We start from the raw sequence: 13,678 nt of genomic DNA, 5'->3' as shown, positions 1-13,678 counted from the left end.
AATTCATTTTTTACAATAATAAATTTTTGTGTAAAAATGACGTAAGAAAATCCCTTTTTCATATAGGGAAAAAGGGATGGATTATTTCTTATTTATTTAGGCTAGTACGCATTTGTTGAAGTAGTGTTCCAGAGGTGTCTGCACCATATTCCCAAAACATTAAACCACCTAAACCATGTTCAATCACATACTCTGATTTGAGTCTGATTGAACGTTCATTATCATAGCTAATAAAGATGGTGCCATCTTTTTTAACAAGGTAAGGTACACCTGCTTCATTATCAAAGAAGTATAAGTAGTCAGGATTGTTTAAATAGCTTGATTGAATTTCAGGGAAGAAGACACTTGGGGATGTTGCAGTCCAATTTGACCAAGTATTTGTTGAAGTATTATATGTTCTTTGTTGACGTACACCATAAAAAGCTAAGCCAAAGATTAATTTAGAGTTTGGCACACCATAACCATTAAATATTGGTACTGATTCTGAAATTGTTGCAGTTGCAGGTGTACGACCTGCATTAAATTCTGTATTATGTACACCGCTTCTTGGGTGTAGTGCATTTTGATAACTGCCACCTGAACTTGACATTGAATAGGTCATGACGTTAATGAAATCTAGATACTGATTTGAGACAGTTAAGTTATACATTGGTGGTTGCCAGCGACCACCAGTAATTGCAGTAGTTACTAAGTGATTTGGGTTATTGGCTTTAACCTTTTCATAAATCACTTTCATCATATTGGAATATCTAACTTCTTCACCAGATCTTGGTGTTTCCCAGTCAATATCTACACCATCAAAACCATAGGTATTGATGATGTCTACGATGTTATTAGCAAAGTTTTCTATTTTTGTAGCACTCATAGCAATTTCAGACCATCTAGATTCTGGTGCTACAGAAAAGACAACCCAGTTGTTATAAATTTTTGATTTAGGTAGTATATAAGTTTCAATATCACTTAATTGAGCAGTGCCAGAGAAGTTACCATTTGCATCTGCTGTTATAAATGCGGTATTAATGATATCAAGTGTTTGGAAGAAACGCTCATCTACAAGTGCGTAGTTTCTCCAAATATAGCTAGATGCTATTGGAAGTGTTAAAGGTTTCTTGTTAGGTACTGTGACATTAAAGGTACGAATGACTGTTGTATTGTCTAATGATGTAATATGTGCAGTTAATGTGACAGTAGTAGGTTCATAGGCTGCATGGAATTTACCAGTCGTGCTAATTACTAATGGATGTGAAGTTTCCCAAGTTAAAGTATAACCACTATATGTAACTGGTAGTGCTAAACTATCTGTTACATGATCAGGAATTAGATTATCAAGTAAAGCTTCTAAGGATTCAAGGGAGTAACTTTCCCAGTGTGCAGTAAGTGTTGTCATGGTATCACCTGACTTTAATTTAATATCTTTAGCTTTTGTAATAAGGTTATCTTCGACATACCAACCTTTAAAATCAAAATCAGGTCTTACAGGGGTTGGTAGTTCATTAATCTCATCTGATAGTAATTTAAAACTACTAGCATCCGGATTTTTAGGATATACTTTAAACTCAACACTTTCTTGAGGTACTGTAATATCTTTATTAAAGATGAGTGGAGTTCCCACACCATCTGTAAATAGATTTATAAATACTGGGTCAGATTCGATAACAGAATTATGGTAATGCACTCCGATGATGTAGTCATAATCTGGTAAATCTAGGCGATCAACAGAAGCAGTATAAGGATCGCTATAAACAACTACATAGGTTTCTAAATCAGCATTATATTGTATAAATATTTTATAATGCCATCTTAAACCTATATCAGTAGGAGAAAACAGAGTAAAGTTTGTATTATCCCCTAAATAGTTATCAAAATCCCTGATTGTGACAGTTGCATCTGGGCGTGTGGTAGCAAGTTCATCTTTATGCCAAAAGCCTCCATTTACGTCAAATAAGACGTCAAAGGCTTGTGCTTTTGGTATACAAGCTACCAAATATATAGAAATTAAAGTGGTGAGTAACATTAATAGTATTTTTTTCATTAAATCATCATCCTTATTCATAAGTGTATACGTTTTCATTGTTATTTTACAACATCTATAGAAAATATGAATAAATATGAAAGATTTATTCAAATTATATAAATAATTACACTTTTCAAGGGGTATAAAAAAATACTGTGACTTTAATACTTCATAAGTCACAGTATTTATTGTTGATGAAAAGTAAAATTTAATTCAAATCTTATTAACTCTTAGATCCATTCGTTATACCTTCTTAGATATATCTTTTTGACAAGTTCAGCACTTATCATATATGCTAATGATAATATAGATAACCATAATATAAAACTTATAGGAAGTCTGTCAATATCAATTGCTACACCAATGTCAGTAAATCCTATAACTATAGCAATTAATGCCACAAATAAAGTTGAGATAAATAATATTTTAGATGGTCTACTTTCAATAATGGATAACTTTTGAGTTCTAATTACATAAATAACTAAGATTTGTGAGACTGTCCCAAATACAAACCATCCAGCTTGGAATAATGGTGCCATTTGTACAGTGTTGGTTCCGATTACCCACCATAGGATAGAAAAGCATAAGATATCGAAAATAGAACTTAGTGGTCCCATAACTAAAGTAAATCTTAATACACTTTTTGAATTCCATTTATGGGGTTTATAGATATATTCCTTATCAACGTTGTCAAAAGCCATACCTACTTGTGAAAAATCATTGAGTAAGTTTTGTGCCAAGAGTTGGACTGGTAGCATAGGTAAGAATGGAAGAAATATACTTGCAACAATTACAGATATCATGTTACCGAAATTTCCACTGGTAGCCATTTTGATATATTTCATAATATTACCAAAAGTTTTTCTACCTTCAAGAACGCCTTCTTCTAGTACTACTAAATCTTTTTCTAGTAGTACGATATCTGCAGTTTCTTTTGCAATATCAACAGCAGAATCTACTGAAATACCAACATCAGCTTGGTGAAGTGCTGGAGCATCATTAATACCATCACCTAAAAATCCGACTGTATGTCCCTCTTCTTGTAATAACTTCACAATTCTTTGTTTTTGATTAGGTGATAATTTTGCAAATATGTTACATATTTTAAGTTTTTCTTTTAAATCTTGATCACTTAGTGAATCAACTTCATTACCTGAAATTATATGATCAATGCTAATTCCGATTTCTTTACAAACTTTTGCTGTAACACCTTCGCTATCACCAGTTAGAACGATTGTTCTAACTCCGTGATCTCTAAGTTTGTTAATCGCAATAGAAGCACTTTTTTTAGGTGGATCTAAAAACCCTACAAAACCAATTAGTACCATATTAGATTCATCTTTTACACTAAAGATATGTTCTTTTGGAACTTCATTTTTTTGTGCAACTGCAATAATTCTTAAGCCTTCTTTGTTGTATTTTTCATATGTAGCCATTGCAAATTTCTTATATGCATCAGTTAATTCTAATACTTGGCCATTGATTTCAACAAATTTAGAAATTTCAAGCATCTCTTCAACTGCACCTTTGGTGATAAGTTGACGTTTATTATCTTTATCAATTAATACTACACTCATTCTTCTTCGTGAAAAATCAAATGGAATTTCATCTATTTTTTCATAGCGTGTAGTCAATGGTTTTAGATCTTTTTTTGTAGCACGGTTTATAATCGCAAGGTCAATTAGATTTTTAAGTCCAGTTTGAAAATAACTGTTTAAGAAAGCATGACGAAGCACTCTATCATCATCTTCACCGTGAAGATTCATATATTTTTCTAATACGATTTTATCTTCTGTTAATGTTCCTGTCTTGTCTGTACATAAGATGTCCATTTCACCAAATGTTTGGATAGTCCCAAGATTTTTCACAACGACTTTATGTTTTGACATGCTAACAGCACCCTTAGCAAGTGTTGTTGTCATGATAACAGGCAACATTTCAGGTGTTAATCCAACTGCTATACTAATAGCAAACATTAATGATTGAAGCCAGTCTTGTTTAATAATTCCGTTAATTAAAAACACCATGGGTACCATTATAAGAGTTAAGCTTATTAAAAGTCTACTAATTGAAGAAACGCCTCGTTCAAAACTCTTTGTGGCATTATCACCAGATAATGTTTTTGCCATAGATCCAAAGTAGGTGTGATTACCTGTTGAGATGACAAGTGCAGTTGCACTGCCACTTAATATATTAGATCCCATAAAGCCAATGTTATCTAAATCGGTGATAATGTCTATATCTTTTGAACTTATGTTACTAAATTTTTCAACAGGGTGTGATTCCCCTGTTAGTGCAGATTGTGCAACAAAGGTATCCTTTGTAGTTAGAAATCTAATATCTGCAGGTATCATATCACCTGCAGCTAGTTTTATGATATCTCCAGGTACTATATTTTCAATAGGTATTTCTATCCATTTTCCATCTCGCAGTATATTTGAATTGTTTGTTACAAGATTTGTGAGTTCTTCAACTGCATTACGGGATTTCTCGCTTTGCATAAATGAAATAGAACTAGATACTGTTACGAGTATAAAGATAATAATAACAGTTAAAAAATCAGGGTTACCCTTTACAAAAATAACATCTGTTAAGAAAGTAATAATTGCAATAGCAATCAATATCAAGTTAAATGGATTTACAATAGATGAGAGTAGTCTTCTAAATTTAGAATCCTTTTGTTTAGATGTGATAACATTTTTCCCGTATGTTTCAAATCTTAATATACTTTCATCAGTTGAAAGCCCGTTTTGACTTGTGTTGTATTTGTTAAATAGAGATTGTTTATCTATGTGTGCGTTTTGTATTAACTTATCTTCTAAACTAGAAGTCGTGTTTACTGTGTTAAATGTTTTTTCTTTTTTCATGTTTAAAACCTCCCTTAATGTTTGGGCATAAAAAAAACGCCCTCTAGGCGTTAATTAAACATAGAAAAAGATATAGTTTTCAACCATAAAAATTCTCTTGCTTAATTAAGCCGTATTTATTGAAATTATGCACTTTGTAATACCTACTCTGAGAATCTTCCATAGTTGTTCACCTCTTTCTTTTTTCATTATAGCATGATTTAGACTAAAAACCTAATTAGACTATTATTGCAAGAAGAGCAATTATAGTCGAGTGTATAAAAAAAATGCTGCATCGTATGCAACATTGCTTATTATTAGATGGCGAGGGCAGCAGGATTCGAACCCACACTAAAGGTTTTGGAGACCTGTGTGCTACCGTTGACACCATGCCCCCGTTCACGCCTTATTAGTATAGCATAACAAAATTAAGTTTTCAATTGAAAATGAACAAATCATATCATTGAAAACTTAATTTTATTAAATTATGGTGTTTTAGGCTGTTATTAAGCGCTTATAGGTGTAGAAATTAGATTATTTTTGACTTTAAATAGTAATATTAGGTTAATTATAGTAAGTAAGATAATAAATATGATCCCTAATTGAATACTTTCTATAAAGGATACTGTAAATATAGCCCATATAATTACTTCAGTGATTGAGATAATTCGGCGTATCTTATAAAGTCTTTGATGATTTGTAAAAAAGATAAAGACAGATAGTGCAGTAAATGCAATTAAAGCAAACAAACCCAAATATACTAAGAAGTTGCCGTAATCACCAGGTCCGTTTTTAAGTAAGTCATAACTGGTGATATTGAGTGTAAAACCAATGTTACCAAAGAACGGATCTGTAGTGATTGTAACTTTTAATATGGGTACTGCATATAGAAGTAACATCACTACAAAATATGTGACACCCCAAATCATTGTAAATAACTTAGGTGTCATTTTAAATGGTTCATTGGTATGAGTAGAATCACCTATATTGGATTGTGTATGTTCGTTTTCATTGCCAAGTAGATAATCTACTGAAGTCTGATAGAGTTTGGATAACTCTATTAATTTTTGTGTTTCTGGAAATGCTTGATCAGATTCCCATTTGGATATAGATTGTCTAGATACATCTAGTAACTCACCTAACTCCTCTTGAGTATAATTGTGATCTTTTCTTAGTTTTGCAAGTCTTTGACCTGTAGTCATATGAATCCTCCTAATAAATGTTACTTATATTTTAGCAAATCTAAATATCAATACCACCAACTTTAAGGTAATATGATGTAAACTTTTGGTTGCATCGCATATGTTTACATCATATTTAATGGAAAAATAAAAAAAAGAGCGATTATTTATCGCTCTTAGGTTCAACGTCACTAAATAGTTGAGGTTGTGGTTTTCTTATTTTGCCTTTTGGCTCATCATCGGCCTTATTTTTTCTAATAGCTTTCATAACATATTTATGAACAAACCAGAAGTAAGGTACTACAACAAATAATAAGAAGTAGATTGAATATACAATCCAGTAAGCAAAGTTATATGGTGATAAGTCTGCTGGGTGATAATCAAGCACTAAGTTGTGTGGGTTATTATCAGCTGTTGGTTCTACACCATTCATTCCTCTTGAGAAGTTATAGTTTTCAGGTGCTAGGTTAAGGTTCGTATGAGTTACCATTGGTGTACCAGAAGCGAAGGTAGTACCATCAGTAATTCTGTAGACATGTACACGTTCTGGAGTATCTGGTTTTTCAGGATCAATGATTGTTGCAAACACATCGATTGCTTGAATGTGGTATTCAAAGTTATATCCTTCTGGGAAGGTATAATCTTTGTTTGTTTCTAAAATGTGATTTGCAAAACTATTATTAGCAATTAGAGCTACTCTAAATGATGCTCTATTTGCGTTTGATGCTCTTATGTCAGAATAGATATTTAAATAATTTTTATCTTTTAAAACAATTTGTTTTTTCTCAGGGTCTTGTGCATAGTATGCAGTAACTTCTAAACTATAATATGCAACATCATCTGAAAAATCTTCAAGTAAAACAAAGAAGCCATCACTGTATAAATCAAATTGTGGGTTTTTGTGGACTACTGCATGTGGGTACATACCAAGTTTTACTTGATATTTTTCATCAATTGATTCTGTAGTCGTATCATAGAAGTTTTGACCATCTAATGTTTTAATTTGATCTTTTGAGTAGTAAGTGTTTGAAACAGCGTTTAAGTGGCCTAAACCCTCAAACATATCGTAATTTTCATTATCTATAGCGTTTTTTGTTACATTATTGTAGATATACTCTGATACACGGATACCTTGTACACCGCCACCGATTAGTTCAATAAAGCCAATTACGATTAAAACAAATAAAATATATAGTATTCTTCCAATCCATTTCATCTTGCAATTACTTCCTTTCTTTTATATAATATCAAATATATCTTGTAAAGGATATAAAAAACTTATTTTTCCGAAATTTTAACTTTACAAAATAAAATAAGTTGGTATAATAATACTTGCGCAAAGTATGGCGGTTGTGGCGAAGTGGTTAACGCATCGGCTTGTGGCGCCGACACTCGGGGGTTCAATTCCCCTCGGCCGCCCCATAATTGCGAATTAAATAAAATGTAGGCCCATAGCCAAGCGGTAAGGCAACGGACTTTGACTCCGTCACTCGTAGGTTCAAATCCTGCTGGGCCTGCCATTTTTATAAAGAAAGTCCACTATCCATGCGGGTGTGGCGAAATTGGCAGACGCACTAGACTTAGGATCTAGCGCTTTACGGCATGCAGGTTCAAGTCCTGTCACCCGCACCATATTGAATTGAAATGGTTTGATACAATTTGTATCAGACCTTTTTTGTATTTCGGGCGCTATTTATCATTACGTTTTAACAAACTTAAAAAAGCGCTTGACTTTTGAATTACGTTTGTGTAAACTTAAATTATGAAAGTGAGAGGTAGTTATGGAAAATAAAAATTTAGTATGGGAATTTGCAAACAGAGTCAGAGGACGTGTGCCTGAAGAAATGGTGGTTGAATTTGTTATTTCATTTGCATATGATTATTGCAATAGTAATGATTTAATACCGGGAAATGAAACAGAATTACTTAACATTGCTGGAGAATCATTAGAAAGAATACCAAGTGACCTAAAATTTGATTTAGAAAATATGTTTTTGGACTTAAGTTTCGATGAAATAAAAGGATTCGTTTCTAGTTCTCTATTTATAAAACAGAGATTTATGGATAATTCGAATGATAATCTGTTAGCATTAGCTTCAGAGTTACTTGAACTATCAAATGGTGATTCACTTTTTGATTTAGGTAGTGGATTAGGTGGTTTTTTAATTGGTACATTGAATTTAGCTCAGGAACGTTCAATTGAGTTGTCTGCTTTATATGGTGTGGAAATTAACTATAATCAACATGCACTTTCTAAGATGGTACTAGAAATATTCACCTTTGATTCTTCGGTAAAGAGTAAGATTAACTATGCTAATATCCTAACCGATAAATACGAACTAACTTATAATAAAGGGTTTGTCTATCCACCTTTAGGTATGAAGTTAATGGGTAATGATCTAAACTATATTTCTATTTTTAAAAATATTGTTCTATCCACTCGAAACTCTGTTGAATGGATATTTATTGATAAATTATTAAGCAATTTAAAAGGTGAAGACGCTAGAGCGGTAGCGCTTGTTACTGGTCGTACATTATTTAGTGCAGTTGATAGAGACTATCGAAATGAAATACTAAAGAGTGGCATGCTTGAAGGTATCATTGAGTTACCACAAGGAATTGTCGATAATACATCGATCAAGTTATTCTTACTTATCTTTAGTAAAAATAATAAGAATGTTCGTCTATTTGATGCGAGTATGTTCTCATCAAAAAGAAAGTTTAATGGACCTATTAAAGTAGATGTAAAACAAATAATAGATTTCTATTATGGAAATGATGTAGCTAAAAAAGATATTTCAGAATTAACAGATTTATCTAATTGGATTCCTTCGACAGCACTATTAACAATAGATTCACCAATAAATGGTGTTAAATTGAGTGAGGTTGCACATGTTTTTACAGGCTCACAATACACAGTTAGAAACTTTCAAGAAGCATTAACTGATGAAAATACAGGTTATAAATTGCTTACATCTAGTGATATACAAGACGGACTCATTGATGAATCAAATCTACAAAATATCGATAATAAAGATGGTAAGTTAGATAAATTTGCTTTGGAATATGAGGATGTCATTATAACAAGCAAATCATCTAAGGTTAAAATAGCAGTCATCGATTTTGAACCAAAGGATAAAATTATTGTAACTGGTGGTATGATCATTGCTCGTGTTGACAAGAGTAAATTGAATCCAACATTTCTTAAGGTTTTCTTAGAATCAGATCAAGGACAATTATTATTAAAGAGTATTCAAAAAGGTATATCGATAATTACAATTAACGCTACAGAACTTTCGAATATAATTATCCCACTACCTCAACTAGATGTTCAATATAATATATCTAAAAAATATAATAGAAAACTATCTTCTTTAATGGCACTTAAGGCAGAAATCCTAAAGATAGAAGACGAACTCAAAAACTTCTATTATGAAGAAATAGAGGAGGTACTATCTTAGTGTATAATGCAAAGCAGTTATCCGAGATAAAACAAAAAATTATTAGAAAAATATCAAGTGAAGTTGACCGTGCTAATGAAGATGGATTAATTGAAGAGATTTTAGAACGATATGGTATTGTATTTGAGGAAACAAGCATTTCTGTAAACACGAGACTAATGAAAATCCTAGTATTTGGATCATTAGCGGGAAAGAAAAAGGACTTCCAAGGAGTATTAACTAGACTAGATATTAATCTAAATAATGTTGAGTTTATTGATGACTATTCAGAACTCAAGAGATACCCGGTTGATACACTTAGGTTTTCAACAAAGTATTCAGATCTACTAATTGGACCTATTCCGCATAGTCAAACAGGTATGGGTGATAATTCTAGTCTTATAGCTACAATAAAAAGTAATCCATCAGAGTATCCACGTGTACAATTTTTAGAAGCAAATAACAAATTAAAAATTACTAAAACAAACTTCGAAAAAGCCATTATATCAACACGCTATTTCGATGCTTTAGATGAATATTAGACTATTAATAGGTTTTATAAAAATGGAAGAATGATATTGTTTAATAAACAATCAAAGTTAAAAGTTGCTAAAATATGTTATAATTTTTTTAATATGAAGATCGATTTTTGTATTGCTAATGAAATAAGAAAGAAGAGATAATATGACAACTGCAGAGATAGGTAAATTAACTACAACCAATATTCAAGAGAAAGCAAATCTAATTTGGGCAATCGCTAATCATCTTGTTGGATTATTTAAGCCACATGAGTACGGTAAGGTTATCTTACCGATGACGGTACTAAAAAGATTTGATGACGCTTTAAAAGAAACGAAACAGGAAGTTTTATCACTCAATAAGAAATTAAATGAACAAAAAACGATTGATGCAATTAAAGATGGATTAATATGCAAAACTACTGGATATGACTTTTATAATGTTAGCCCATTTACATTTGAAAACCTTTTAGCTGATCCAGATAACATCGCATCTAATTTTGATACATACTTAAAAGGATTCTCTGATAACGTAAAAGATATTATTTCCAACTTTAAATTTGAACAAGTCCTAGAAACAATGCATAAAGGGAATGTCCTTTATGTTGTTATACAGGAGTTTAATTCTAAGAAAGCTGATATGCATCCGGATAAAATCACCTCCATGGACATGGGCTATATTTTTGAAGAACTTATCCGTAAGTTCTCTGAATCCTATGATGAACAAGCAGGGGCTCACTTTACTTCAAGAGACATCATTTATTTGATGGCTGAGTTATTAGTTGCAAACGAAAAAGAACATATTAAACAAAATGGTGTCGTTAAAACTGCATATGACATGGCTATGGGAACATCACAGATGTTAGGTTGTCTTGATGAGAAAATGAAAGAGATTAACTTCGATTCAAAGTTATCTCTATTTGGTCAAGAGTTTAATCCAGAAACCTATGCAATCGCAAAAGCCGATATGCTCATCAAAGGTGGAAACGCTCAAAACATGAAGTTTGGCGATACACTAAGTGACGATCAATTTTCAAATTATGAATTTGACTATATCATTTCTAATCCACCGTTTGGTATTGATTGGAAGCTTGAAGAAAAACAAGTCAAACAAGAATATGCTAAATTAGGTTATGATGGCAGATTTGGACCAGGGTTGCCTGCAATTAGTGATGGACAAATGCTCTTCCTACTTAATGGTGTAAAGAAATTAAAAGAAGGTTCTGGTAGAATGGCAATCATTCAAAACGGGTCTTCACTCTTTACTGGAGATGCTGGTAGTGGTCCGAGTGAAATTAGAAAATACTTAATTGAAAGTGATTTGTTAGAAGCAATTATTCAATTACCAACTGACCTTTTCTACAATACTGGTATATCAACATATGTTTGGATAGTTTCTAAAAATAAAAATAAAGAACGATTAGGAAAAATTCAACTCATTGATGCTTCTAATTGCTATGTGAAAAGAAGAAAAAACATTGGTAAGAAGCGTGTTGACCTAGATGATACATCAATTGACTTAATTACTAAAGCCTATTTAGATTTCAAAGAAGTAAAATATGAAGAAAATGACTTAGTTGTTGAATCAAAAATCTTTGATAATGATTTCTTTGGGTACACAAAAGTAACTGTTGAATCACCAATTACAGATGAAAATGGTAAACCAATTCTTAAAAAAGGAAAACTTCAAGCAGACTCTAAGAAACGTGATACTGAATTGGTACCATTACAAGAAAATATCGAAGCTTTCTTTAAAGATAATGTATTACCTTATAATTCATCAGCTTGGATGGATCGAAGCAAAGACAAAGTCGGTTATGAAATACCATTTACAAGACTGTTTTATAAGTTTATTCCTCCAAAGGCCTCCTCAGATATATTCGCTGAGATTAAACAACTTGAAGAAGAAGAGACACAACTGATGAAGGAGTTATTTGGAAATGAATGATGTAAATTATATTTATGGTGTCGTTCCGGATAACTGGAAGAAAATGAAAATCAAGCATTTTTATGAACTATATAGCGGTGGAACTCCTTTATCATCAGTAGATAGTAACTATGCAGAAGAAGGTGTTTGTTTTGTCAACATATCTGACATGACTAATACAGAGTATATAACTGACACGACTAAAAAGCTGACTGATAAAGGAATTAAAAACAAAAACTTAAAAATTCTTAAATCAGGAACAATCTTGTACTCTATTTATGCATCTTTAGGTTCGGTTTCTGAGTTGAAAACAAAGGCTACAATTAGCCAAGCAATTTTAGCATTAATACCTAAAATGGGAATTTCTATTGATAAAAACTACTTGAAATTTCTTCTTATGATAGCTAAAGAAAATATTTTCTACTTTTCTAATGGAACAACCCAAAGTAATTTAAATGCAGATATAGTTAATAATTTACCTTTGATTATCCCTGAGTTAAATAATCAAATTAGAATAAGCTTATATGTAGGCAATAAAACATTGATAATTAATAAATTGATAGATAATCAAAAGCAACAAATCGAAAAACTCAAAGAGTACAAGCAATCACTTATTAGTGAGGTTGTTACTAAAGGTTTAAACCCAAATGTAGAATTTAAAGATAGTAATGTCAAATGGATAGGATTAATCCCTAAAAATTATGATGTATCATTAATTTCTCGGCATACATTTGTAACTAAACTAGCTGGTTTTGAATTTACTGAGATTCTTAGTAAGAACATAAATGAATTTGATGATATTCCGATTGTTAGAGCTCAAAATATAAAAAACGATAAATTTATTAAAGATTTTACTGGATATATAAATAATGATACTGCCAGAAAATTGGTAAGATCTAATTTAGATAAGCCATGTATATTGATGACTTTTATTGGAGCAGGTGTAGGCGAAGTTGCTATTTTTAATGAAGAAAAACTGCATCAATTAGCACCAAATGTGGCGAAAATTGAAATTTTAAAGTCACATGAAGATAGAATATCATTAAGATATTTGTTATATTACTTGATGAGTAATGCAGCAAATTTCGAAAAAGATCAATACTTAAAGGCTACTGCACAACCGAATATTTCAATGACAATTATAAGAGGCTTAAGGTTTGTATTACCCCCTATAGATGATCAAAATAAAATAATTAAGTATTTAGACAATAAAGTTTTAAGGCTTGATGAACTTATTGAACTAAAAAATAAAAAAATAGATGAACTGTATAATTATAAAAAATCCCTCATCTACGAATACGTAACAGGAAAGAAAGAAGTTTCATAAATGAGAGATGTAAGGTCAATGATTGGTGGAATTATATTATTGATACTAATTGCTACTGGAGTATTCTCGGTCCTACTAGATTTGACTAGTGAATTCATTAAACTGACTCTATGGATATTTCAATTAAGTTTAACTGATTTTGGATTATCTCCATCAATTGAAATCATTGTTAAATCACTGACATTCATACTGTCTTATGCTTTGGTTGGGATTATATTTAATTCAATCGGACTATTTAATTCAGATGCAATGAAATATGTTTATTTTGTAGTTTCAACGATGATTGGATTTGCATTGAGTGCACTCATTATGTTTTTACAAGAACATATCATCATAATTTCTTGGAGTATTTTAGGGATAACTATCATTACGATTTTCACAATATTATTTTTAGTAAAGAAAAGAAACACTTTAAAGGGGTGAAT

General features: G+C 31.5%; 9 protein-coding genes and 4 tRNA genes. 8 read left to right on the top strand and 5 right to left on the bottom strand.

Annotation, left to right across the window (positions count from 1 at the left end; genetic code table 11):
• Positions 1–88 precede the first annotated feature (88 nt).
• From ACL_RS06345 to ACL_RS06325, 5 genes are all read right to left on the bottom strand, one after another.
• Positions 89–2,032 (bottom strand): glycosyl hydrolase family 18 protein, encoded by a 1,944-nt coding sequence (locus tag ACL_RS06345; RefSeq protein ID WP_041634359.1) that lies wholly within the window; start codon positions 2,030–2,032, stop codon positions 89–91.
• Positions 2,033–2,244: 212 nt separating this feature from the next.
• Positions 2,245–4,881, bottom strand: coding sequence for a magnesium-translocating P-type ATPase (gene mgtA / locus ACL_RS06340; RefSeq protein ID WP_012243207.1), 2,637 nt, complete (start codon positions 4,879–4,881; stop codon positions 2,245–2,247).
• A gap of 301 nt (positions 4,882–5,182) precedes the next feature.
• Positions 5,183–5,257 (bottom strand) — tRNA-Trp (locus tag ACL_RS06335).
• A gap of 109 nt (positions 5,258–5,366) precedes the next feature.
• A complete protein-coding gene (locus tag ACL_RS07345) occupies positions 5,367–6,062 on the bottom strand; it encodes a helix-turn-helix domain-containing protein (RefSeq protein ID WP_012243206.1) in 696 nt (231 codons plus the stop codon).
• Positions 6,063–6,204: 142 nt separating this feature from the next.
• Positions 6,205–7,257, bottom strand: coding sequence for a hypothetical protein (locus tag ACL_RS06325; protein WP_012243205.1), 1,053 nt, complete (start codon positions 7,255–7,257; stop codon positions 6,205–6,207).
• A 130-nt stretch (positions 7,258–7,387) separates the two neighbouring features.
• Here ACL_RS06325 and ACL_RS06320 point away from each other — a divergent pair.
• The 8 genes from ACL_RS06320 to ACL_RS06285 all read left to right on the top strand — a co-directional run bounded on the left by ACL_RS06320 (position 7,388) and on the right by ACL_RS06285 (position 13,676).
• Positions 7,388–7,463 (top strand) — tRNA-His (locus ACL_RS06320).
• A 23-nt stretch (positions 7,464–7,486) separates the two neighbouring features.
• Positions 7,487–7,561, top strand: a tRNA-Gln gene (locus ACL_RS06315).
• A gap of 27 nt (positions 7,562–7,588) precedes the next feature.
• Positions 7,589–7,673 (top strand) — tRNA-Leu (locus ACL_RS06310).
• 149 nt (positions 7,674–7,822) lie between these two features.
• Positions 7,823–9,502 carry an N-6 DNA methylase gene (locus tag ACL_RS06305; RefSeq protein ID WP_012243204.1) on the top strand — a complete coding sequence of 560 codons (1,680 nt, stop codon included), beginning with the start codon at positions 7,823–7,825 and terminating at the stop codon, positions 9,500–9,502.
• The gene (locus tag ACL_RS06300; protein ID WP_041634352.1) at positions 9,502–10,023 is read left to right on the top strand and encodes a hypothetical protein; all 522 of its coding nucleotides are present in this window, start codon (positions 9,502–9,504) and stop codon (positions 10,021–10,023) included. Before ACL_RS06305 ends, ACL_RS06300 begins: the two co-directional genes overlap by 1 nt.
• A 142-nt stretch (positions 10,024–10,165) precedes the next feature.
• Entirely contained in the window at positions 10,166–11,947 is a 1,782-nt protein-coding gene (locus ACL_RS06295) for a type I restriction-modification system subunit M (RefSeq protein WP_012243202.1), read from the top strand.
• A complete protein-coding gene (locus ACL_RS06290; protein WP_012243201.1) occupies positions 11,940–13,253 on the top strand; it encodes a restriction endonuclease subunit S in 1,314 nt (437 codons plus the stop codon). The genes ACL_RS06295 and ACL_RS06290 overlap by 8 nt, the downstream gene beginning before the upstream one ends.
• Positions 13,254–13,676 (top strand): hypothetical protein, encoded by a 423-nt coding sequence (locus tag ACL_RS06285; RefSeq protein ID WP_012243200.1) that lies wholly within the window; start codon positions 13,254–13,256, stop codon positions 13,674–13,676.
• Positions 13,677–13,678 lie beyond the last annotated feature (2 nt).

Source organism: Acholeplasma laidlawii PG-8A (assembly GCF_000018785.1).
GTDB lineage: Bacteria > Bacillota_I > Bacilli_A > Acholeplasmatales > Acholeplasmataceae > Acholeplasma > Acholeplasma laidlawii.
Note: the sequence above shows the minus strand (reverse complement) of the source record. Positions and strands in the feature narration are given on the sequence as shown.